Origin of the sequence: Novacetimonas sp. GS1, assembly GCF_036686925.1 — a bacterium.
Lineage (GTDB): Bacteria > Pseudomonadota > Alphaproteobacteria > Acetobacterales > Acetobacteraceae > Novacetimonas > Novacetimonas hansenii.
On record NZ_VSZP01000001.1, the window covers coordinates 2,316,129 to 2,339,956 of the forward strand.

Below are 23,828 nucleotides of genomic sequence, written 5' to 3' on the forward strand. Positions count from 1 at the left end.
CCAATAGCAGGAACCATCTGACATCGGATCTAAACACATCACACTGATTTTATTAAGTTTTTTCCTTCGGGTCTGCTTTCTAAAATAGTCCCAATATTGGGATTATTTCATACACGCCTGCATGATTTTTTATATTTTAATAAAGGAAGTTTTTAAAAATTTCCAAATTATTCTTTAGAACGTAGGATATATATGACACATTCAGGAACCCAGCATATCCACGCAGGGCATAAAATTGGCAACAAATAATTCAGGTGGAATTTTCACGTATATAAAAAAATAATGCTCCTGATAATAATATTCTCTTGCTCTTTGTCTGCATGAAGCCAGATGGAATGTTTTCTTCCTGTCGGGTAACAGTCATCCTGTCCCGAACAAGACAGAATATTCATGATTGCGTTGATATTTCTATACAAGATACAACTCAATATCGACCGGGGAAGTGCGTAAAATGACGGAATATTTTTTACTGTCTTCCCGCGTATTTTATCGACCAATGATCGCAATTATAATTTTTTGCACAATGATGACCATGATTGTCGCATCCCTTCTGGCCATGACGTTGTGCCCGATTATCCGCCCCCAGCCCCCTGGGTTGTGGCCAAATGTACTGGCAATCGAAACGGCAATTGACACCCTGCGCACCAGTTCTCCTACCACGCGTGAGGCCATCGCACGCAGTATGTCCACGGCTGATACACGGTTTCGAACCACAGCGCCCTTCCCCTGCCTGCCAATCCAGACCAAACATGTTTCTGTCCTGCTGCGGCGCATTCTCAAGGCACAGCCAAACAATCGGGATGCCATCATCACGGACTCAACCTGTATCGTCGACCCAAGTGGCCTGACCTCCACCCATATCGACATGCCGCAGGACAGGATTTTCATTGCCGTCCATAACCATATCAATCATCAGCGCTCACAATGCATACGTACGACATTGCCGATGATCATAATGTTCCTGTCGCTGCCTGTCGTAATGGGCTCCCTTTTGTTATGGTGCCTGTGGCGCATTAACCGCTCACTAAGCTTACGGCCAGACAACGGACAAACCTTTGTCCATGGCATAACGTCCATGCCCCTGGTCAGACATAAACCGGTGGCACCGCATTACATCTCCCGGGTCTTTCACAACATGATGCTGAAGATCAGTCATGACCTGCATGCGCCGCTGACACGGCTCTCCATGCGGATTGAAATCATGGGCAGCCCGGACGCCGCCCCTGCCGCGCTGCGCAATGATTTATGGCTTATGAACCGGATACTGAATGGGACATTGTCATTCCTGAAGCGGCAGGGCGACACGGAACCGACAAAGCAGGTTGATATCAGTAACCTGGTGCAAGAGGTCTGCTGTACTTACCGGGCGAGCAACACGCACGTAAATTATCAGGGCAATTCCAACCTGATCTGCATCTGTCAATCTGTCGCCATCACCCGCGTGGTGAAGACCCTGATCGACAATGCCAGAACATTCAGCAGTCAGGTGCAGGTCCGTACTTTCAGTGATATTCATGAAGCCATTATAGAAGTTGCCGATCATGATCCCGGCATCCCATATGACATGCATGATATTGCACTCCCTCCCATCGCTCGGCTGAACCCGGTAGGCAATGCGGATAGGGGCCTGGGGCTTCCCATCATTCATGACATCGTGCAGCGCCATCGGGGCAGGCTGACATTCCACCATAACCAGCCAACGGGCCTGTGTGTGCGTATTGCCCTGCCACTTGATCCGTATGGATCCATGGTCAGCATCTCGTGAGCAATCATCTATCTGCAGATAGGGCATCCGCATGAAACACTTCATCGATCATTGCCAGCTAACCCGCCCCTGATACCCCCTTGTGACCCCAGGCCCCCTTAATCATAGAGATGGACGAGACATGACGCACATACACCGGAATATTACCGTTTTACCAACGGCAAAACAGTTAATGCACCTTCCTCTTGCGATTGGTTCCAACAAAAGGATTCAATCATAATGACCGACATCTGCAAGGTTCTGATGATCTTTCCCCTTTTCAATGCAGGATCATTCTGGAATTACAAGGAAGCCTGTGATCTGACCGGTGCGCGTTATCCTGCCGCGCCGCTTGGCCTGATTACGGTTGCGGCCCTGCTGCCCAAAGAATGGGATGTCAGGCTGGTCAATCGCAATACCGAAGACCTGAGCGATGAGGACTTCCGCTGGGCCGACATGGTGATGACCGGCGGGATGCTGCCACAGCGTAATGACACGCAGCATATCATCGACCTCTGCCGCGCCAGCAACAAGCCGGTGGTCGTTGGCGGGCCCGATGTCACATCCAGTCCCGCCCTGTATGGCAATGCGAATTTCCAGGTCCTGGGCGAGGCCGAGGAAATCATGGGCGATTTCATCGCGGCATGGCGCCGCGGCGCGCGGGAGGGCACTTTTCAGGCCCCCATGGGCAAGACCGACGTCACTAAAAGCCCGCTTCCCCGCTTTGACCTGCTGAAACTGGACCAGTATCTTCATGTCGGGGTCCAGTTTTCACGCGGGTGCCCGTTCAGTTGCGAATTCTGCGATATCATCGAACTGTATGGCCGCGTGCCGCGCACCAAGACGAACGCGCAGGTCATGGCCGAACTCGATGCGCTGTATAACCTTGGCTATCGCGGCCATGTGGATTTTGTCGATGACAACCTGATCGGCAACAAAAAGGCGCTCAAGAAGTTCCTGCCGGACCTGAAACGCTGGCAGGCCGAAAGGAAATTCCCGTTCGAGTTCTCGACCGAAGCCTCCATCAACCTCGCCGATGACCCAGACCTTCTGCATAGCCTGTCGGATACGAATTTCTTTGCGATCTTCGTCGGGATCGAAAGCCCGGATACCGATACGCTTGTCATGACGCAGAAAAAGCAGAATACAAGGCGCAGCCTGCAACAGAGCATCGAGACAATCCACAGGGCCGGTATTTTCGTAAATGCGGGGTTCATCGTCGGCTTTGACAGCGAAAAGAGCAGCGTCGCCGCCGGCATGATCGCATGTATCGAGGATACGGCAATCCCGGTCTGCATGGTCGGGCTGCTTTATGCCCTGCCCACGACGCAACTGACACGCCGCCTGCTGGCCGAAGGACGCCTTTTCCCCGCCGATGACCAGACGCAGTCGGGGGACCAGTGTACGGCGGGCCTGAATTTCGAAACGAAACGGCCACGTCGGGATGTGCTCAATGATTACCGGACGGTGCTTAAGGCGATCTATGACCCGGTGGCCTATTTCGGCCGGGTGCGCCGCCTGGGCCGGATGCTGAAGCGGGAGCGCGTGCACCGGATGATCAAGGGCGACCTGCGCAGTTTCGCCCGCCTGATACTGCGCATACACCGCGCAGGCCCCGGCACGGCCGGACAGTTCTGGCGCATGCTGATCGACTGTGCCCTGCATAACCCCAAGGCCGTGCCCTATGTTATCATGACAAGCGCCCTCTATCTCCATCTCGGCCCGTTCTCACGGCAGGTCATCGAAGAAATCGATCGTGAAATCGCAAATGTCGATCAGGGGCATAAACAAGTTATGCCCATCATGCAGCCTGCCAAGGAGGTACTCGTGCCTGCATGATACCACCAAAGCCCGGACGATCGATCATGCCAAGATAGCCTGCACAATCAATGACAGGACTGCATCGCGACCTGGAGCACGCAACCCGGTCTCTACTTTTTTATCAACCGGGTCGGGACAGTAGCCGTTCCAGCCGCAGTCTTCCCCGATTGTCCGTCAATCGCCAGACCGTAAGATATGCTGCGACCGTTGCGCCGATCAGGTTGCCACTGACGATCAGCGACATCAGCAGAACCTGATATCTGGATGCATCCAAAGGATTCATGCCTGCCAGTATCTGTCCTGTCATAATGCCGGGCATGGTAATGATCCCGGCGGCGGCCATCTGGTTTAGCGTGGGAAGCAGGGCGGTACGGGCCGCCTGACGAATAAGTCCATTCATTGCCTGTGCACGGGTCGCCCCGAGAATGATCCGCGCCTCAATTGCCTGGCGTTCACGTGTAATGGCAGACAGCAGCGTGTTCATCGACAGGCTGGTTGCATTCATGACATTGCCCAGCAGCAGGCCCGTCAGGGGAATTGCCGTGCGCGCCACATACCATGGATGGGGCTGAAGTGCTGTCCTCAACCCGATCAACGCCACAATGAGCGTTCCTGTCACTGTCGCTGCCCCGGCAATCCCGAAATGCCAGCCTGAACCCAACCGATCATGCTGGCGCGCCCCTGCCTCATAAGTGGCAGCGCAGAACATGCATGTCAGCAACCCGACCGTCAGCCACACCGAGGCGTGACCGAACACAAACAACAGCACGCTGCCAACAAGGGCAAGCTGTGCCGCCATACGCACGGCGGATACCAGCAGCAGTCTATGCAGCCCCAATGACAGAAAAAATGACAGGGCGGCACCGGTAACAATAAGCGCAACAGCAACCAGAAGATCTGCTGTCGTCAGTACGATCGGACTCATGCCAGTATCTCTTCCAGATGCCCATGCCTCATCTGAAACTGTCGGTCAGCCATACGCTCGGCCTGGCGCATATTGTGGGAAACAAGAACAATGGCCACTCCTTGTGCCCGTAACGCCTGCAGGACAGTTTCCACCTTGTCCGTCGTTGCACCATCCAACGCCGAACAGGGTTCATCCAGCAGGAGGACACGGGGATTCAGCCGTATCGCCCTGATCAGCGCCAACCGCTGACGTTCCCCCGTTGACAGGCGCGAGAGCGGCGTGCGCAAACAATCCGTCCGAAGACCAAGACGTACGACCAGATCGTGTACTTCGTCCGTATCCGCCATATGGTCCGTCACGACATCCGACCACCATGCAGGTTCCGCCGGAACATACTGCACCAGACGACGCCACCGGTCCGCAGGCATGGCTGAGCAGGCCTTCCCATCAACCTGTGCGTCCCCTTCATGCGGGTCAAGGTCGGCAATCATACGCAGCATCACCGTTTTTCCACTGCCTGACTCCCCGGTAATTGTGATGCATTCACCGGCAGCAAGCGCAAACGTGAACGGACCACCATGAGCCGACTGTAATGCCAGAACTGCCAAGGCCGATACCATCCCTGTGGCAGTATCCCCATTCGTCATCATCCATCCCCCGGAACGGCCAACACCCATCATCACATAAAAAGTCAGTCATGTTGCATTTGCTTCAGGACTGTTGCCTATATTGGCATATGCTGGATATACGCAATATTATGACCCGTTAGACCTTGAAATTCTTCCCATATTTTAGGGATGAAAAAAAGAGATAGAACAGGCACTTTTACGGATGAGACGTGGACGATCTGGGACATGGGACATGGGAGCCTGACCAGCCATTCCCGCGAAACGACGTGATGCACCGGTCGCCCGCTCGAAATGGGCCTATCGGTGTCGGCATCTCGTTGAGAACCTCTGGTCTCGCCTCAAGAAATGGCGTGCAGTCGCAACCAGATATGAAAAACAGCAACATCGTTCCTCGCGGTCATCCATATCGCTGCCGCAGCAGAATGGATCAAGCCCTAACACGCCGTAGGCTGCAAACACAGTCAATACATGCCTGCATTTCGAAATCTACCTGTTTTCTGCATGGTCTTACCATAATTCTGGTACATGCGCGCCGTGTCTCTTTTATTGCGGGGACCAGACGAACATAGAGACTATATAAAAATAGAAATATCAGAAATATTTTTCAAAACCCAAAACGAACAATACATGATTCTGGAAATTCCCCTCCCTGAAAATGGATCATACGCTGTGGCGTCCACTAAGAAATACAGACGAACATTTGACATTTTTCATGATATTAACAGGTCAGTACTTTTAATATGTACAAATTCTCTTTCCACCGCAATCGACCAGATTTTTATTCCCACTAACGCGATATCAGAATTACATATTACTGTGTTTTTAGAATAACCGGAGTGCTGCTGGCCGGGACAGTCTTGTCCCTGAGTTTTTGAATATCACTTACCAAGACGCGAGCCCCCCGGTTTCCCCATGACGAACGGATGAATGTCAGCACATCTGCAATGTCTTTGTCCGAAAGCTGCGCGCGATATGATGGCATCCGATAGGCATCTGGTATACCATTTGCCACGATACGGGCGGAACCATTCAGCGTGATGTTGATGGCCGAAGAACTATCAGACGCCAGAGACGACGCAACCCCGGCCAGCGGTGGAATCCACTGCCCCTGCCCGCGGCCATCCACGCCATGGCAAAAACGACATTGCGCCATATAGATCTGCGCACCCGGTATCCGCTGTTGTCCTGCAGGTTCCAGGGCGGCAGTCTGTGTCGGTTCATAATGCCACGAGGACGTATCACGCTGTCCATCGGTGGGCAGGGATTTGAGGTAATGTGCAACAGCACGCAGATCATCATCCGTGAAGAACTGCGTTGAATTATTAAAAACCTCTGTCATGGAGCCAAAAACAACGGCATGCGTATTCCGACCGGTCTTCAGGAAATGAAAGACATCGTCTTCACTCCACCGACCCAACCCCGTATTGGGGTCATTACGCAGACTGGGTGCAAACCACCCGTCAATCAACGCGCCGGACACAAACGTCCGACTGTGGCTGTCTGCCCCCTTCTCATTGAACGCCAGCCCTCGTGGCGTATGACACGCCCCACAATGCCCGGCCCCTTCGACAAGATAGGCGCCCCGGTTCCACTGGACGTCCTTAGAGGCATCTGGCTGATAAACACCAAAGCGGGCAAAAGTTACATTCCATAATGCTAGAGGCCACCGCATGTTCAGCGGCCAGGGGATCGTGCTTTTCCGGTTTTCCTGATGAACGACCGGAACACCATGCATGAAATAGGCATAAAGCGCACGGACATCGTCATCCGATATCCGGGCATAGGACGGATATGGCATGGCCGGGTAGAGGCGATGCCCGTCTTTTGCCACGCCAGAGCGAAGCGCCCTGTCAAAATCCGCCAGCGTATAGGTGCCGATACCCGTGTCACGATCAGGCGTGATGTTCGTGGCTAAGATCGCACCCATCGGCGTTACCATCTTCAGCCCCCCAGCATAGGCCGTCCCACCCGGCGCAGTATGGCAGGCCACACAATCCGCCAGACGCGCGACATAGCCCCCGCGTGCGACAAGTGCGGTCGCGCGTTCCTCCTGCGGGTCTGTCTGGTCAAAAGGCGATGCTGGCACCCGGGTCACGAACCATGACATTCCCGAAACCAGAACGGCTGACACAGGAACCACCACTGTGAAAATTTTCTTCAGGCGGTTATTCATTTTATATTCCGCAATCGAATTCTCAGCTTGAAAAATCATGGCGTGACAGTGGCATGCTACGGATGCGCCGCCCCGTCAGGGTCGAAACCGCATTGGCAACAGCAGGCGGAATGGCGGGCAATGGGGGTTCACCCACCCCACCCATCTTTTCCCCACTCTCGACAATTTTCACATGCACGCGTGCCATGTGATCCAGCGTCAGGATCGGATACCCGTCATAATTACGCGCACGTGGCTCCCCATCTTCATAAACCGTCTCTTCCAGAAGAACCTGTGACAGGCCAAGCGCCACGGCCCCGTTCACCTGTGCCTCGACAATGGCGGGGTTCACAACCTGTCCGGGATCTATTGCTTCCCAGACGTCGTGTACACGAACACGACCGTTCTTGATCGACACTTCGGCAATCGCCGCTGCATGAGATCCGAACGGTGAAGCCATGGCGACACCACGTGCACGACGCGAACCATCCTCCGCCGTGAACGGGCCGCGCTTCCACCCACCGGACAGTTCCCCGACCGCCTTGAGCAGGGTGGTCAGGCGCCTGTTATCATGCAGCAGATACAGCCGCAGCCCATAAGGGTCCTGTCCTCCCCTATCGGCCAGTTCATCCAGAAATGTTTCATACAGAAAGTCATTCATGGAATTCCCGACAGAGCGCCAGTAACCAAGCATTACGGGACTTTTGACATAATGCTGGGCAATACGCCTGTTCGGGATATCATATGCTTTCCCGGTCAATCCTTCGAGGGCACTCTCGTCCAGCTTGTCACCGCGCTTGTTATTCAGGCCTTCGGTGGGCCCTTCCGTCACGCTTACGGCTTCGAGAACCACGGGAATGCCGTTCTTATCCAGTCCGCCCCGAAACTGCACAGCCGCCATCGGCCGCAGCGTATCGCGCAGGAATTCTTCCTCGCGGCTCCAGATCAATTTGACGGGACGACCTGTCGCCTTTGCAAGCATAATTGCCTGAGGATAGGGACTTGCCGTGTCATAAAGAAAATGACGCCCGAAAAATCCGCCAAGCATCTGTGAGTGAACAGAAATTTTTTCCACGGACAGACCCGTGCGTCTGGCCATGTCGGCCCGGAACATATCCGGTGCCTGATTGGGTACCCAGATATCCAGTGTGCCATCCGGATTGAACCGGGCCAGCGCGGATGGCGGTTCAAGCTGTGCATGATTCACATACTGGCTGAAATATGTCGCCTCCACGACCGTATGCACATTTTGCAGCGCCGTCCCGACATTACCTCTTGTTTCCGCCTCCTGACCCGGCCCGCGTATATCGGCCAGCTCCTTCCTGAAGGCCTCCGTCGAGAAATCCGCAGGCATGACACGCATGCCCGTATCCGTTCCGGCTTCCTTCCAGTCGATCTGGGCGGCTTCGGCAGCACGCTTCGCATGCCACCAACGCTCGGCCACAACTGCGAACGCGCCCGGAAGATGATGCGTGGAATGCACCCCTTTCATCAACCGGACCTGATCCTCATTACGCACGGACTGAATATCCATGCCAAGGCGTGGCGCATGCTGCACGGCGGCATGAAGCATTCCCTCCACGCTGACATCAATCGTGTAGACAACCTTACCTGTCGATTTGTCATGAACATCCACACGCGGTACGGATGCACCGATCCAGCGAAACTGCCCTGACTTTCTGAGTGTGACACTCTCTGGCACCGGCACAGGAAGATTCATCGCTTCGTGGGCAAGTTCACCATAGGCAATCAAACGCCCCGAGGCCGCATGAACCACCTGACCAGGCTGCGTCGTCAGTTCCCCGACCGGTACACCAAGATGCCGTGAACCGGCCTGCAGCAGCATTTGTCGCGCCAGTGCCCCAAGTCGGCGCATCGCGGAATAGCCATTGCGGATGGACATGCTGCCGCCGGTGATGCGCATGCCATTATCCATGACCACATATTCATCACCGGGCGGTGCATTTTCGACAAGGAAAGTCGCGGGATCAGCATCAAGTTCTTCGCCAACAATCTGCGCCATTGCCGTAAATGTACCCTGCCCGCCTTCGACAAAGGGACTCTGCAACCGCACCGTACTGTCAGGGCGGATTTCCAGAAATGCCGGCACATTCGTACCCCGCAGCTTCGTCCCCTCTGCCCTGGCGCGCCCTAAAGGCACGCCAATTCCCAGCACGAACGCTCCGGCCGCCACACCTGCCGAAGAGAGCATGAAGCCCCGCCGGGAGAGATTGACCGGGATTTCCTCCATCCCCATCGCAACGAACGGAGCATCAGTCACTGTCCAGCCCCTTTCCTTCCGTCGTGTCAGCCAGTTCGTGGATTGCCGCCCTGATGGCGTTATAGGTGCCACAACGACAGAGATTGACCATCGCCGCCCTGATATCCTCATCCGTGGGATGCGCAGTCCGCATGAGTAGCGATGTCGCCGCCATCACCTGCCCGGACTGGCAATAGCCGCATTGCGGTACCTGATGCCTGACCCATGCAGCAACAACCCGTTTGCCGATCCTGTCCTGTTCGATTGCTTCGATGGTTGTAATTTCTGCCGCACCCACTTCGCCAACCGGCATGACACAGGATCGGACTGCATTGCCATTGACAAGCACCGTGCAGGCACCACACTGCGCAAGGCCACATCCGTATTTGGTGCCCGTCATCTTCAGGTCATCACGCAGCACCCACAACAAAGGGGTATCCGGCTCAACATCAATGTGGTGCCGCGCACCATTAATCGTCAGTTCCATCAACGCCCCGTCGCCAAGTAAGAATGTCCAGCTTGCTGTTTGCATGACCAATGGGACCAGTATACGCCCCGATCCTGTTGGGAGACATTGATCGGAAATATCCAGTAAATACAGAAATATTTCTGCACCCCCTATAAAAACCTAACCTTTTCTGCCCCGGTGGCAGATATGCCTGCATCCGCCTTACATCGTCATGGTCAGGCATGCCCTGTCTTCATCGTTGCAAACGCCAGTAGTGCCGCAATCACAAGCACAAGCGCACTGGCGGCAAATGTGGCCTGATAACCGATCCCATCAAAGAGGAGGCCCCCACAGGTCGCCCCCAGCGTGATGGCAAGCTGGACGACGGCAACCATAAGCCCACCTCCGGCTTCTGCATCCTGCGGAAGCGTACGGGCCAGCCACGTCCACCATCCCACAGGCGCTGATGTCGCAAACAGGCCCCATACAGTCAGTATCATGGCAGAAACGACAACCCATTTCCCCAGCACAATGAGGCCGACGGCCATGATGGCCATCAGGAGCGGAATGACGATCAGAACCGGATAGACACTTTTTTTCAATGCCCCCCCGATCAGCACAGTACCAACAAAGCCGGAAACCCCCATCAACAGCAGGATCAGCGACAGGGTGGACACATCGACATGGGCAACTGTTTCAAGAAATGGCCTGACATATGTAAAAAGTGTGAACTGTCCCATGAAAAAGAGACTGACCGCGACCATTCCCATTCTGACGATCGGTCGCGTCAACAGAGCAAAAACGCTTGCAGAGTGTCGGTGACGCTCACTGGGCATGGACGGAAGGCTGAGACCCTGCCAGGCGAAAACAATGACAGCCACAGGCACCACGCAGAAAAATGCACCGCGCCATCCAATAAGACTACCCAGAAAACTTCCGGCGGGCGCCGCAATAACCGTCGCAAGGGCATTTCCACCATTCAGGATCGCAAGCGCACGTGGCACATGATGATCTTCGACAAGGCGCATGGCCGTAGCAGCCGACATCGACCAGAAACCGCCGATCACGACACCGATCATCGCCCGCCCGAACATGAAGATGATATAGTTCGGTGCAAGGGACACAACTGTCCCGGAAACAATCATCATACCAATGAGGGCCAGTAACAGCGTCTTGCGATTCACGCCCTTGGCAAGCGATGCAATACACAGACTTGTCAGGACCGCAAATGCGCCGGATACCGAAATGGCCTGTCCCGCCTGCCCTTCACTGATATGAAGATCCGCTGCAATCGGGGTCAGAAGGCTGACAGGCATGAATTCGGATGCAACGAGCGCAAAGGCCCCCAGAGACATGGCAAGCACGGCGCCCCAAGACCCTGCCTGACTATCGGCATTCTGGATCATTTCAGGAGCTGTTTGAGAGATAGTGTCCATTCTGCCTCAATATTACGATCATTTACACCCATGGACCTCCCTCATAATCATGCAAGAGATCAACAAGGCACCATCCATCAGACACATTATTGCCATGTGCCAGCCTATCTCATGCATTGTGGCAGGTGAGGTGTGATAGAAGACATAAGGAATGAATGGCATATAGACTAGCCCCAATAAAACGAGTACTATCATGAATTATATTCATGAATGCTCTGGGGCTGGTATTATGCTGTGCCGACAGATATCAGGACATGTGCCGGCACTCAGGCAGAAGCTGCCGATAATTTCTTCATGGTCTTATGCAAATGGGCCGCAATGTCCAGGCATACGGCGCATCCACAATAAATTTATATAAGCTGCCCCATCTTAAATCTGTTGCCTGGTAGGACGGAAAAGAATTTCGTTGATATCGACATCTTCCGGCTGATTAATGGCGAATGCCACGCATCTTGCAAACGAGTCAGCACCAATAGCAATATTCGGCACAAACTTCTGGAGCTGTTCGGCAGTTGCTTCATCATGGATGCCATTAAGCAGTTCAGACTGAACCGCCCCCGGTGAAATGACCGTCGTGCGCATGTTATACGGCTTCACTTCTCCCCGCAGTCCTTCCGAAAGAGCACGGACAGCAAATTTTGTGGCCGAATACACAGCACTGTTTTCAAGAACGCGATGGCCTGCGACAGACGATACGTTGATGATATGGCCGCTCTTCTGTGCTTTCATATGGGGCAGAGCTGCCGCAATGCCATACAGGACGCCTTTGATATTGACATCAATCATCAAGTCCCACTCATCAACGCGCAGTTTTTCGAGTGGCGACAAAGGCATAACCCCTGCATTATTCAGAAGCACGTCAATGCGGCCATAAGTTTTGACGGCCGTATCAACAAGTTTCTGGACCGAGGCACGGTCCGTCACGTCCGTTTCAATCGCCAGAGCCTTGCCACCTTTGGCAAGGATACTGTCGGCAAGTGTTTTGATACGGTCTTCGCGCCGCGCACCAAGTACAACAGTGCCCCCCAACCCAGCCAGGTGCCGTGCGGCTTGCGCCCCCAGACCGCTGCTTGCCCCCGTAATGACAACGATCTTGTCCGCAACATTGTTATTCATGATCATTCTCCGTATTTTTAACGGTCGATTTTCTGGAATTTGAGGACAAAATTATCCCCCTCCCCGATCGCGGCATATTTGGCACGATCCGTGTCCCCAAGGGCAAAGGTCGGCGGTAGTGTCCACACGCCTTTTGGCCAGTTGGCCGTATCACGCGGATTGGCATTGATTTCCGACGTACCAACCAGCTTGAACCCTGCTTTTTCAATCAGTGAGATCGCATAAGACTGGCGCACATACCCATCACCCGCATGCGGATCCTGCACGGCATCCGTATGGCCGCGATGGTCTTCAACACCGAATATTCCCCCCGACCTGAGAACCCGGTGGATTGCCGCGAGCATCTGTGGCGCGTTCCCGGCTTCCATCCAGTTATGAAGGTTACGGAATGTCAAAACAAGATCGGCACTGTCAGGCGGGGCGAAATCAAGATGTTCGCCATCAAACCGTGTGGTCCTGAACGTCTGCGCAAGTTGCGGATGTGCGGCCAGCATCTTGCTAAAAGCGGAACCGGCCCCATCTTCGGGACCAAACGCCAGAGTATAGCTCCCCCGATCGTGCAAATAGGGACCAAGGATCTGCGTCCAGTATCCTCCTCCCGGCCAGATTTCCACAACGCGGGCATCAGGGCGCAGACCAAAAAAATGCAATTCCTCCACAGGATGCCGGATTGGATCGCGCGCGATAAACTTGGCATCCCGGGTGGAAGAATGAACAGCCTGTTCCAGCGTCGGCGCCGCCAATGCCTGCCCTGTCATGGTCATGGCAACCGCGCATACGAGAGGATAAATTGCTTTCATGATTTTTCTATATCCGTTCCTATGCCAGAATCCCTGATATTTCCCTATATAGGGTTTCATCACAAGCGCGATTAGCCCCCTGTAGACGCATACGCCCTTCGATTGTGCTCATGAATGCGACAGTCAGGCCGTCTCATGATGCATTCCCTCGACAAATATCAGAGAGGCGCATCAATGACGCAATACTTCATTTTATCCAGACAGAATTTTCAGGGCTCCATATCCTGTGGATGATTAATGAATGAAATTCATAATCATATTCAAAATATAGCGGCTAGTCGTAAGAAGATGGGATAAATTACTATGACCATTCATGCATCAATACCGATGCCATCTGACATCGCGCAACATGGCAATCAATTTTCCACAGTTATCCCCCACCAGATGCGAAAAGAGGAAATTGCCAATTCATGGGCATTGTTGGTCTTGCGCTCCGAAAGCCATATACTTTTATCGTTGGGGGAGTGCTGATCCTTCTGCTTGGCATTTCGGCCATCTTCAGGACACCAACCGATATTTTCCCGAATATCGACATCCCGGTCGTTACTGTCGTCTGGTATTATGACGGCCTGTCAGCACCAGAAACCGAAAAGCGCATCAGTACCTATACGGAATTTTCCCATAGTTTTTTTGTCAATAACCTACGGACAATCGAAAGCCAGACAACACCGGGCCTGGTACTTCAAAAGCTGTATTTCCAACCTGGCGTGGATATTGGCGTGGCACTCGGCCAGACAGTGGCCGCGACACAGTCGATCCGCGCCCAGCTTCCCCCCGGTGTGCAACCCCCCATTATCATGCAGTACAGCGCATCAAGTGTTGCGGTCCGTCAGCTTTCCCTGTCTTCCGACAAACTCAGCGAAAGCGAACTGTACGACTATGGCGTGTATCGCCTGCGCCAGCAGATGGCCCCGGTTCCAGGCACGCTGTTGCCTCCCCCACACGGAGGCAAGATCCGCCAGATCATGGTCGATATCGACCCGACCAAGCTGCAGGCCCTAAAGATCAGTCCACTGGATGTGTCCAACGCCATCAATGCCCAGAACCTGACGCTGCCCGGTGGAACGGTAAAATTCGGGCCATCGCAATATAACATCCAGATGAACGGCATCCCCTATTTTTCTGCACAGTTGAATAATATTCCCCTGCGCAAAGATCCCGTGACAGGCGCCATCATCCGTATCCGCGATGTTGCACAGGTTCGTGATGGCTGGGAAGTACAGCACAACATTGTCCGCCGTGAAGGTCAGCGTTCTGTCCTGTTACGAATCATGAAGGCCGGGAATGCCTCCACACTTGCCGTCGTCAACGCCATGCGTAACACCGTGCTACCGATTTCCCGGGCTGCCGCACCGCCTGGCATGAAGATTGACGAACTGTTTGACCAATCCCTGTTCGTCAAGGCGGCAATCAAGGGGGTTGCGTCAGAAGCCATCATCGCCGGGCTGCTGACTGCTGCCATGATCCTTGCGTTCCTGTCGAGCTGGCGTTCGACATTGATCGTCGCCGTGTCTATTCCGCTTGCCATTCTTTCTTCGATTGCCATCCTGTCTGCAACCGGTGAAACCCTGAACCTGATGACGCTGGGCGGTCTGGCACTGGCTGTGGGTATCCTTGTTGATGACGCAACGGTCACGATCGAGAACATCCATCGCCTGCATCATGATGGCGCCGAACTGCGCAGGGCCGTACTGGATGGTGCCGCGGGTATTGCACTGCCAACTCTTGTGTCAACGCTGGCAATTTCATGCGTATTTGTGTCCGTCGAGTTCCTGACAGGACCATCAAGGTTCCTGTTTACACCCATGGCACTGGCCGTAGTGTATGCCATGCTGGCCTCCTACGCCATCAGCCGGACACTTGTACCGATTTTTGCAGCCCTTCTCCTGCGCTCCGAAGAACAGGCCAGAAAACGCCGCAAGGAAACAGGCAAGCCACCTACGGTATTCGAACGTTTCGGTGCGAAATTCGACGCCCGGTTCGAACGTCTTCGCACGCGTTATGAAAATGCGCTTTCCGCCCTTCTGCAAAGCACATGGAAAGCCCCGGCGCTGGGGGGGATCTTCATCTTGGGGGCCGTGCTGCTTGCAACACAGGTTGGGCAGGACTTCTTTCCGAGTATAGATGCAGGCGAATTCAAGCTTCATGTCCGCGCACCTGCCGGGACCCGGATCGAAACGACAGAACGGATTTTCGATCAGGTCGAAGATACAATCCGGGAAATCGTTCCCACAAATGAACGCGAACTGGTGCTTGATGATATTGGCATTCCCTTTCGCTATTCCATGCCATTTGACGATGGCTCCACAATTGGCCCGAATGACGGACAGATTATGGTGGCATTAACGGAAAACCATCACCCCACCGCGCAATATATCAGCCGCCTGCGCACTGTGCTGGCCAAGCGGTTCCCTGATGTCGTGTTTTACTTCCAACCCGCCGACATGGTGACACAGATCCTCAATTTCGGCCTGACTTCCCAGATTGACGTCCGGATTACGGGATATGATCAGGCGAATAACCGTGTTGTCATGGATAAAATCATGGCGGAGATGCGTCATGTGCGTGGTCTGGTGGATGTACATCTGCACCAGCAACTCGCAGCGCCGGCCCTGAATGTATCGATCGACCGTGAACGCGCGCAGGACCTCAATCTGGTAATGAACGATGTCGCACGTAGCGTGATGGTCTCACAGGCTTCTTCCAATACCGTCACACCGAACTTCTGGCCTGACCCGCAGATGGGAACGCTGTATCCGGTCGCTGTGCAGACACCGCAATATCAGGTCAATACCGTTGATGACCTGGGCAAGCTGGTCGTGGCCGGAAACGCATCCCAGGCCACATCTGTCCCCACCCTGTTAAGGAATGTCGCCACCATTGAACGCACGGTGGCCCCTGACGTAATTTCCCACAGCAACATCCAACCCGTTCTGGACATTGATGCCAGCGCCGAAAATCGTGACCTCGGGAGCATTGCACACGATATCGGTCGGATTGTAATGCGGCATAGATCTGAGCTGAAGCCTGGTAATAATATTGAGATTGCAGGACAGATCGACAGCATGAACACGTCGTTCACGCGTCTCGAAATCGGCCTGCTGGTGGCGGCCATCGCGGTCTACCTGCTCATGGTCGTCAATTTCCAGTCCTTTATGGACCCGCTGGTGGTCATACTCGGCCTGCCGGGAGCCATGTGCGGCATCGTACTCATGCTTTTCGTGACAGGAACCACTTTCTCTGTCCCCTCCCTTATGGGCGCGATCATGAGCGTTGGTGTCGCGAGCGCGAACTCCATCCTTCTCGTCACCTTTGCAAAGGAGCGCCGCGCGCACGGACTGAATGCCATGCAAGCCGCAATGGAGGCCGGTCGGGAACGTCTACGGCCAATCCTGATGACGTCCCTGGCGATGATAATCGGAATGTTGCCGATGTCGCTCGGTCTTGGGGACGGCGGCGAACAGAACGCACCGCTGGGTCGTGCCGTGATCGGTGGGCTGATGATCGGAACCTGCACGACCCTCTTTATCGTCCCCTGGCTCTACAGCCGCCTGCGCCGGAACGAGACCCGCATACTTGAGGAATATGAGAATGTCTGACCCCGTTCCCCCACGCGCCAGTCGTACGCGCAGGCCGCTGTCCGCCAGCCTCCTCGCCGGGACGGGGATTATCGTCGCGATCGGATACGGGGTCTACCTGCATGTCGAACGCGCGGCCATAGCACGCAGCATTGCCGCCGAACGCAGCCAGCAGATCCCTGATGTCCGGACCATGATCGCACGTGTATCGACCAGCGCCGTGCCACTCGATCTGCCAGGGGAAACGGTGGGCCTAGAAACCTCGGCGATCAACGCCCGCGCGTCAGGCTATATCGAAACACGATTGGTGGATATCGGTACGCCGGTGCATACCGGACAGGTTCTCGCGATCATTCGTGCCCCCGAACTTGACCATCGTGTCGAACAGGCACAGGCCACGTTGGCACAGGCACGCGCCAATCTGGACCTGGCGGGCGTTACGGCGCGGCGCTCAGGCGGGTTGGTCGGCGGCGGGGCGGTCAGCAAACAGAATTTCGATGTGGACCGCCTGACCCAACGGGCACGCCAGGCCGAACAGGCAGCGGCCAATGCCGTTCTTGCCGAAACGGCACAACGCCAGTCCTACACGACAGTAAGAGCCCCTTATGACGGGGTTATCACCATCAGGAATATCGAAGCGGGCGACCTGGTCAGCGCCGACGCTACGCAGGTGCGACCACTCTTTGTGGTAACACGCACCGACCGTCTTCGCGTACGTGTCCATGTGCCCCAAGATGCCGCCCTGACGCTCAAGGTAGGCGAACCAGCCTCCATCGTGGTACCGGAACGGCCAGGACAGACCTTCCGTGGAACAGTGACGCGCACGGGTCATGCCCTGGAACAGGGCAGCCGGATGCTGCCTGTGGAGATCGAGATCGACAATCACGATGGTCGCCTGACAGCAGGGCTTTACGTGACAATCCATTTTGATTTCCCGCGCGCAACGCCCGTTATCATGATTCCTTCAGAAGCCCTGAACTATGAGGCTGACGGGCTTTCGGTCGAAACGGTCGGCACTGATAACAAGGTGACGATCCACAAGGTCAAGGTCGGGCGGGATTTCGGTGACAGGCTGGAAATCCTCGACGGCCTTCCCGAGGGAAGCCAGCTTGTGGTCCATCCTCCTTCCGCACTGCATGACGGCAGCACTGTTGCACCACAACTTGACAAAAACCTGAAGGTGATCTGATCGTGCGGTCCTCGCTCTTTCTTCACGGGATTGCGCTGTCAGCGATGCTCGGCGGCTGCACCATGATCCCACATTATCACAGACCGGCCGCACCGGTTTCGACAACCTGGCCATCTGACGGCAAAAGCACTCCGCCACTCAAGAATGATACGGCGCTTATGCAGGACTGGCGGGAGTTTTACCGTGACCCGGTCATGCAGAACCTGATCGCCACGGCCCTGCAAAATAACAGGGACCTACATATTGCCCAACAGCAGACACGGGCCGCCAGTTCACAATTCGACATTGAAAATGCCGCCCTCTTCCCGACCCTGAACGGCACGGCAGGCGCCAATATCCAGAAAATGAATTCTCATATCTGGAGCCTTTCCCGCACGAATGAACCTATTTATATGCGGCAATATGCAGTTGGTTTTGGCGTTTCCGCTTATGAGGTCGATTTGTGGGGACGTATCCGCAGCGCATCCCGTGCAGCGTTCGACCGCTATATGGCCAGCGCACTTACTCAGCAGGCCATGCGCCTGAGCATTATTTCAAGTGTGGCGACGGCCATGCTGAACTGGATTGCCAATAATCAGGCAGTTACGGTCACACAGAATGTACTGGAAAACAGGCGCCATACCTATGACCTTGTCAAACAGACGGCCACTGTCGGCACCGGCACGCAACTTGACGTAGCTGAAGCCGAAGCCGCCCTGCATGATGCTGAAACAGATCTACAGATCTATACACGCCAACGTGCGGAAACCCTCGATCAGTTGACGTTGCTGGTGGGTACCCCCCTGTCCGACGCCACCATCCAGTCAATGAACGCCAAAACATCACTTGATCGCGTCACGGCATTCCCAAATATCCCGGCTGGCCTGCCGTCCGATATGATTGCCCGACGCCCGGATATCGCGGCCTCAGAAGGCGAGTTACGGGCCGCCAATGACGATATCGGTGCAGCCCGGGCCGAATTTTTCCCAAAAATCCAGATCACGGCCGCCAATGGAACGGCAAGCAACAATATTACCCGCCTCTTTCAAAGCGGCATGGGAGCCTGGAACGTCGCCCCACAGATCACCCTGCCCCTCTTCGACGCGGGTCGGCTGACAGCCCAGCTCAAGCAGGCGCATGCGCGTAAACGAGAAGAGATGGCGCGCTATGAACGGACGATCCAGGCCGCATTCCGGGAAGTCGCCGATGCACTGGTCGGACGGGAAACCTATGTCGGACAGATGACGGCCCAACAGGCGTCAGTTTCTGCCACCCAACGACAATATACCCTCGCCCTGCAGAGATTCCGGGCTGGCTATGACCCCTATCTTGCGACACTTGTCGCCCAAAGAGCATGGTATACTGCCGAACTCACAGCCATTACAACGCAGCTTCAGGCACTATCGAACAGTGTAACCCTCTACAAGGCGCTTGGCGGTGGTTGGGGTAAGGAAATTGCGGCCCGCAAGGCTCCTCTTGCTGAGCATATCCTTTGAATATGTCCCTCCCCCCACATCCCCCCAGAACTATGGCACGCAGCTATATGCAGGACATATATGATTGAAGCCGATAGCCGGTTCGGGGATAGCCCGCCCCGATTGTCACGGTCAGATGCCGCGACCTGCACCGCAGCACCAATATCGCACTGTCCATGACGTTCCTCAGGTCACGACGTGAAGCCGCGCGCCCGACATCTGCAATCACAAGCAATCTCTATGCTACCCAAGGCGCTTTCGAAAAACGGAACGATATAAAGTTCCTGGGGTTTGACGGCATGTTGATGGGCATCTTCGCCAAACCCACGCGAATGCGCCTGTTCCCCGGCGACAAAAAGCAGGTGCCACTTCTGACAGATAGCATTGAACAGAACCATCAATCATTATTCCTTGCACCGCACATTCGATGACAAAGACATCAACTGATGGTTCTTCAATCCTTATATCTGAAAAATTGGATTTATTGCACAATCAGATATACGACGACAGTATTCAGTGAGGCAGTGCATAAACAACCAGATCATCACTTACTGGTGTCTGCATGAAATGATGTCCTCCCGCCATGATGGCGACATACTGATTGCCATTATATTCATACGTCATAGGCGTTGCTTGTCCGCCGCCAGGCAGTACATCATTCCATATTTCTTTCCCGGTTTTCAGATTATAAGCATGGATCAGGTTATCTGTTGTCGAAGCCACAAAGATAAGACCACCCGCTGTAATGATCGGTCCACCATTTAAGGGAACACCAATCGTAAGCGGTAAATGCGTTGCCAATCCCCATGGACCATTTGCACGGGCTGAACCAAAAGGTACCTGCCACAATACCTTACGGCTATGCATATCCACGGCAGTCAACATGCCATACGGTGGGGCATTGCACATCATCCCGGTATATTTATTCAAAAATGGTGAAACCGAGATGCCAACGGGTGTATCTGCCTGTGGTCCGTTCCCTTCCGATGCAGATGGATCAGGTCGGTAATTTGGATTATCAACTGCCATCAAGCCCAGCTCATTGGCTTTCTTACGTGTAATAACCTGATCATACATGGGAGTATTATTCCAATTCCCGACCAGAATGCCTGTTGTCGAGTCATAGGCGATACTCCCCCAGTCACTGCCGCCATCATAACCAGGATATTCTATATACGGCTTATGAATTTGTGGCGGTGTAAATTCACCTTCATAATGCGCCTGCCGAAATTTAAGGCGACAGTAAAGCTGGTCGATCGGTGACATGCCCCACATGTCAGTTTCCTTAAGATCCCGTGTTACTTCAAACGCAGGGACATCGGGCGAATAAGGTTGGGTTGGGGAACGCTCGTCTCCCGGTACATCCGTATCGGTCGGTACAGGACGTTCCTCAACTCGTGAAAGGGGCTTACCTGTACGTCGGTCAACAATGAAATTCTGGCCACGCTTGCCCGGAATAAAGATGGCAGGAACCGTATGATCACCTTGTGGCAGGTCAATCATAATTGGTTGGGAACCAATATCATAATCCCACACATCTTTATGAACTGTCTGGAACACCCAGCGTGGCGTACCTGTTTTCACATCCAAAGCTACAATCGACGTGGAAACTGCATTTTCTTCAGGGGAACGCATGGCACTGTAATAATCAGCAGCAGCACTGCCCATCGGAATATAGACCTGCCCCAGTTCATTGTCACCCGTCATGATAGACCATGAATTCGGAGTTCCACGACTATAATACTGACCTTCTAAAGGTTCGCCATGATTATTTGGTTTTTTGACGTCCCATGCCCATAGGAACCGACCTGTTTCCGCATCATATCCCCTAATGACACCCGACGGCGCCCAGCGACGCTGGCCATCGAGAACTTCGTGATTGGCAATAATGGCTCCGTTCACAATGGGAGGTGGAGATGTGACCGACACATATCCAGGCACGGAATACCCCATACCCTTCATCAGATTAACCTGCCCGTGATATCCAAATCCATCACACAGCTTGCCGCTATCCGCATCGACTTCAATCAACCTCATATCCAACGTACCCTCAAGGATACGGTTATGGCACGGTTGGCCCTGCGGGATTGTGGATGATGTATAGTACACCACCCCCTTGCATGCTGCAGTATAAGGAATACTCTCGTATTTTACACCCGCCTGATAACGCCACAGTTCCTTACCCGTCGCAGGGTCCAGTTTCATCATGTCGTTCATGGCCGAACACATGTACAAACCATCCCCCACCTTGATGGGTGTTGTCTCCGCCGCCCATTTATTCTGCTGTCCGGGACGAGGAAGACTGCCGGTATGATAGACAAATGCCTTCTGGAGTCTGGTGACGTTTTCAGTCGTGATCTGTTTTAGTGGAGAGTATTTCTGTCCGGTCGCGTCATGACCATATGCTACCCAGTCACCCTGTTCAACATGATCGACAGCCTGTGACACTGCCGGTGTAGGTTCGGACGGTGCGGCAGGAGGGCCATCCGGAATATTGGCCGCATTAATGCCCGGTGGCTGCGGCGTATCTGGTGACGGGGACTGAAAACGGCTATCGGATGTCTGGCCTGGGGAATTGGAAATCGCATTACCCGGTTCAGGCGGAACAACATTCGTCGCTTCCTGTGCCTGTATTTCTCCTACACCAGCTAGTGAATAAATTGTACAAAATCCAACAAGGAACGTACCAGATAGAAAATAAGGATGCACCTTCATCAGACTTTCCTTGTTACGACTGTTTTTTCTCCATCACGTCGATGGAAAACCGGGATGGTCAAAACGACTGCAATTGCAAGCAGTGAGGGACCAAATACACGGGGCAATAACGCCCAGACATCAGTACCCACTTCCCAGAATGCCCAAGGCCACGTCAACGCTACGGCCATCAGATATAGCCAGACCCCCTTAACAGATCCTGCCAGCATGAGCCCACCACTTACGATAATGGCAGCCCCCGCAAGGGCATAGTAAGCTGACCCTCCTGACGTGCCCCCCGAAAATGTAACCATTTTAAAGTAGAGTCCGATCGAGAAGGATACGGACGAATGAAACGCAGTCGTTTTACGGAAGAGCAGATCATAGGGGTGCTGAAGGAACAGGAGGCTGGGCTCAAGGTCTCTGATCTTTGCCGCAAACACGGGATCAGTGATGCGACGTTTTACAAATGGAAGACCCGCTATGGTGGCCTTGAGGTATCTGAGGCCAAACGACTGAAGGCCTTGGAAGATGAAAACGGTCGTCTGAAGCGTCTCCTGGCGGATGCGATGCTGGATAATGCGGCGTTGAAGGAAATTGTTGGAAAAAAGTGGTGACGCCTGTCGCAAAGCGGCAGGCGGTCCTACACCTTCAAAAGGCTCTGGAGGTGAGTGAGCGTCGCGCCTGTGCCCTTGTTGGTCTTGCCAGGCGTGTTGCGCGGTATGTTTCCACCCGGGCAGATGATGCCACCCTGCGCCAGCGCCTGCGGGATCTGGCGAGCCAGAGACGCCGCTTTGGCTATCGCCGCCTGGGTTATCTTCTGGCACGCGAAGGGTTCAGCCCCAATCACAAGAAGCTGTTCCGTCTTTACCAGGAGGAAGGGCTGAAAGTCCGCCATCGGGGCGGCCGCAAGAGGGCACTGGGGACGCGTTCTCCCATGACCATCCCTCAGGAACCCGGGCAGCGCTGGAGCCTGGATTTTGTCTCGGATGCCCTGATCTGTGGCCGCCGGTTCCGCATTCTGGCTGTTATCGACGATTTCAGTCGCAAGAACCTGGCATTGGTTGCCGACACGTCATTATCAGGTGGACGTGTGGCGCGGGAACTGACGGCCCTGGTGGAACGATATGGCAAACCCCTCATGATTGTCAGCGACAACGGTACGGAGTTCACATCCCATGCCATCCTGAAATGGGCGGATGAGATGAAGGTTGAATGGCACTATATCGCCCCCGGGAAACCGCAACAGAACGGCTTTGTCGAAAGTTTCAACGGCCGGTTGAGGGATGAATGCCTCAACGAGACGCTGTTCACGTCTCTCAGCCATGCCCGACAGGTTCTGGCTGACTGGCGGGAAGACTACAATACGGTGCGTCCCCATTCCCAGCTGGATGGCAGGACACCGGATCAGATCGCCAGACAAGGGTCTCGGGGGCATGCCCCCGAGACCCTTGTCATTCCATCAACCCCAAGCCATAAAAAACGGGAACTCTCCTTTTAAGTGGATACAAAAAAGGGGGCACGTCACTCCCAATACGAGAAGCTGAACCCCCATGATAAACAAAGGCAATCCCAGCAAAACCAATAAAATGGCTAAAGC

16 protein-coding genes and 1 pseudogene are annotated in these 23,828 nt (G+C 54.3%); 7 read left to right on the forward strand and 10 right to left on the reverse strand.

All coding sequences use genetic code 11. The features are described from left to right. Positions 1–532 precede the first annotated feature (532 nt). Together FYB92_RS10270 and FYB92_RS10275 are read left to right on the forward strand one after the other, a co-directional pair. A complete protein-coding gene (locus FYB92_RS10270) occupies positions 533–1,765 on the forward strand; it encodes an ATP-binding protein (RefSeq protein ID WP_247067876.1) in 1,233 nt (410 codons plus the stop codon). A 219-nt stretch (positions 1,766–1,984) separates the two neighbouring features. After that, positions 1,985–3,583 carry a B12-binding domain-containing radical SAM protein gene (locus FYB92_RS10275; protein WP_332828594.1) on the forward strand — a complete coding sequence of 533 codons (1,599 nt, stop codon included), beginning with the start codon at positions 1,985–1,987 and terminating at the stop codon, positions 3,581–3,583. A 103-nt stretch (positions 3,584–3,686) separates the two neighbouring features. Here the strand turns inward: FYB92_RS10275 and FYB92_RS10280 are convergent, their stop codons facing one another. Together FYB92_RS10280 and FYB92_RS10285 are read right to left on the reverse strand one after the other, a co-directional pair. Then, positions 3,687–4,490: an ABC transporter permease gene (locus FYB92_RS10280; RefSeq protein ID WP_075596463.1), complete on the reverse strand. Its 804-nt coding sequence runs from the start codon at positions 4,488–4,490 to the stop codon at positions 3,687–3,689. Further along, on the reverse strand, positions 4,487–5,122 hold the full coding sequence (locus tag FYB92_RS10285; RefSeq protein WP_332828595.1) for an ABC transporter ATP-binding protein: 636 nt from the start codon (positions 5,120–5,122) through the stop codon (positions 4,487–4,489). The genes FYB92_RS10280 and FYB92_RS10285 overlap by 4 nt, the downstream gene beginning before the upstream one ends. Positions 5,123–5,345: 223 nt before the next feature. On the opposite strand from FYB92_RS10285, the pseudogene FYB92_RS10290 reads away from it, so the two are divergent. Further along, a pseudogene (locus tag FYB92_RS10290) lies at positions 5,346–5,539 on the forward strand (transposase); the annotation flags it as partial. Positions 5,540–5,912: 373 nt separating this feature from the next. On the opposite strand, the gene FYB92_RS10295 reads toward FYB92_RS10290, so the two are convergent. From FYB92_RS10295 to FYB92_RS10320, 6 genes are all read right to left on the reverse strand, one after another. Continuing rightward, positions 5,913–7,196: a cytochrome c gene (locus FYB92_RS10295; RefSeq protein WP_332828596.1), complete on the reverse strand. Its 1,284-nt coding sequence runs from the start codon at positions 7,194–7,196 to the stop codon at positions 5,913–5,915. A gap of 100 nt (positions 7,197–7,296) precedes the next feature. Continuing rightward, entirely contained in the window at positions 7,297–9,534 is a 2,238-nt protein-coding gene (locus FYB92_RS10300; protein WP_332828597.1) for a xanthine dehydrogenase family protein molybdopterin-binding subunit, read from the reverse strand. Beyond that, positions 9,527–10,045, reverse strand: a complete 519-nt coding sequence (locus tag FYB92_RS10305; protein WP_275394575.1) for a (2Fe-2S)-binding protein — start codon at positions 10,043–10,045, stop codon at positions 9,527–9,529. Before FYB92_RS10305 ends, FYB92_RS10300 begins: the two co-directional genes overlap by 8 nt. A gap of 152 nt (positions 10,046–10,197) precedes the next feature. Continuing rightward, on the reverse strand, positions 10,198–11,316 hold the full coding sequence (locus FYB92_RS10310; protein ID WP_332829007.1) for an MFS transporter: 1,119 nt from the start codon (positions 11,314–11,316) through the stop codon (positions 10,198–10,200). A 450-nt stretch (positions 11,317–11,766) separates the two neighbouring features. Further along, positions 11,767–12,513: an SDR family oxidoreductase gene (locus FYB92_RS10315; protein ID WP_332828598.1), complete on the reverse strand. Its 747-nt coding sequence runs from the start codon at positions 12,511–12,513 to the stop codon at positions 11,767–11,769. 17 nt (positions 12,514–12,530) lie between these two features. Further along, positions 12,531–13,313, reverse strand: coding sequence for a methyltransferase domain-containing protein (locus FYB92_RS10320; RefSeq protein ID WP_332828599.1), 783 nt, complete (start codon positions 13,311–13,313; stop codon positions 12,531–12,533). A gap of 410 nt (positions 13,314–13,723) precedes the next feature. On the opposite strand from FYB92_RS10320, the gene FYB92_RS10325 reads away from it, so the two are divergent. From FYB92_RS10325 to FYB92_RS10335, 3 genes are read left to right on the forward strand one after another with little or no spacing between them, the layout of a single operon-like run. Next, the gene (locus FYB92_RS10325; RefSeq protein ID WP_332828600.1) at positions 13,724–16,912 is read left to right on the forward strand and encodes an efflux RND transporter permease subunit; all 3,189 of its coding nucleotides are present in this window, start codon (positions 13,724–13,726) and stop codon (positions 16,910–16,912) included. After that, entirely contained in the window at positions 16,905–18,080 is a 1,176-nt protein-coding gene (locus tag FYB92_RS10330; protein ID WP_332828601.1) for an efflux RND transporter periplasmic adaptor subunit, read from the forward strand. Before FYB92_RS10325 ends, FYB92_RS10330 begins: the two co-directional genes overlap by 8 nt. Positions 18,081–18,082: 2 nt before the next feature. Further along, positions 18,083–19,555 (forward strand): efflux transporter outer membrane subunit, encoded by a 1,473-nt coding sequence (locus FYB92_RS10335; RefSeq protein ID WP_332828602.1) that lies wholly within the window; start codon positions 18,083–18,085, stop codon positions 19,553–19,555. Positions 19,556–19,725: 170 nt separating this feature from the next. Here FYB92_RS10335 and FYB92_RS10340 read toward each other — a convergent pair whose 3' ends face one another. Both FYB92_RS10340 and FYB92_RS10345 read right to left on the reverse strand, forming a co-directional pair. Next, complete coding sequence (locus tag FYB92_RS10340) at positions 19,726–19,932, reverse strand: hypothetical protein (protein WP_003619568.1); 207 nt, start codon at positions 19,930–19,932, stop codon at positions 19,726–19,728. Between the two features lie 115 nt (positions 19,933–20,047). Continuing rightward, positions 20,048–22,249: a pyrroloquinoline quinone-dependent dehydrogenase gene (locus FYB92_RS10345; RefSeq protein ID WP_408902355.1), complete on the reverse strand. Its 2,202-nt coding sequence runs from the start codon at positions 22,247–22,249 to the stop codon at positions 20,048–20,050. A 329-nt stretch (positions 22,250–22,578) separates the two neighbouring features. Here FYB92_RS10345 and FYB92_RS10350 point away from each other — a divergent pair. Continuing rightward, positions 22,579–23,729 (forward strand): IS3 family transposase gene (locus FYB92_RS10350; RefSeq protein WP_237915129.1). Its coding sequence is split into 2 segments (ribosomal slippage): positions 22,579–22,837 and positions 22,837–23,729, totalling 1,152 coding nucleotides; the frame shifts between segments, so codons are not numbered across the junction. Positions 23,730–23,828 lie beyond the last annotated feature (99 nt).

What these genes read in the sequence shown, in the direction of transcription:
- FYB92_RS10270 (WP_247067876.1), top strand. Translation starts at nt 533, where the DNA reads ATGATTGTCGCATCCCTTCTGGCCATGACGTTGTGCCCGATTATCCGC.
- FYB92_RS10285 (WP_332828595.1), bottom strand. Translation starts at nt 5,122, where the DNA reads ATGATGACGAATGGGGATACTGCCACAGGGATGGTATCGGCCTTGGCA.
- FYB92_RS10275 (WP_332828594.1), top strand. Translation starts at nt 1,985, where the DNA reads ATGACCGACATCTGCAAGGTTCTGATGATCTTTCCCCTTTTCAATGCA.
- FYB92_RS10310 (WP_332829007.1), bottom strand. Translation starts at nt 11,316, where the DNA reads ATGTCTCTGGGGGCCTTTGCGCTCGTTGCATCCGAATTCATGCCTGTC.
- FYB92_RS10330 (WP_332828601.1), top strand. Translation starts at nt 16,905, where the DNA reads ATGTCTGACCCCGTTCCCCCACGCGCCAGTCGTACGCGCAGGCCGCTG.
- FYB92_RS10320 (WP_332828599.1), bottom strand. Translation starts at nt 13,313, where the DNA reads ATGAAAGCAATTTATCCTCTCGTATGCGCGGTTGCCATGACCATGACA.
- FYB92_RS10325 (WP_332828600.1), top strand. Translation starts at nt 13,724, where the DNA reads ATGGGCATTGTTGGTCTTGCGCTCCGAAAGCCATATACTTTTATCGTT.
- FYB92_RS10315 (WP_332828598.1), bottom strand. Translation starts at nt 12,513, where the DNA reads ATGAATAACAATGTTGCGGACAAGATCGTTGTCATTACGGGGGCAAGC.
- FYB92_RS10340 (WP_003619568.1), bottom strand. Translation starts at nt 19,932, where the DNA reads ATGGTTCTGTTCAATGCTATCTGTCAGAAGTGGCACCTGCTTTTTGTC.
- FYB92_RS10345 (WP_408902355.1), bottom strand. Translation starts at nt 22,249, where the DNA reads ATGAAGGTGCATCCTTATTTTCTATCTGGTACGTTCCTTGTTGGATTT.
- FYB92_RS10280 (WP_075596463.1), bottom strand. Translation starts at nt 4,490, where the DNA reads ATGAGTCCGATCGTACTGACGACAGCAGATCTTCTGGTTGCTGTTGCG.
- FYB92_RS10305 (WP_275394575.1), bottom strand. Translation starts at nt 10,045, where the DNA reads ATGCAAACAGCAAGCTGGACATTCTTACTTGGCGACGGGGCGTTGATG.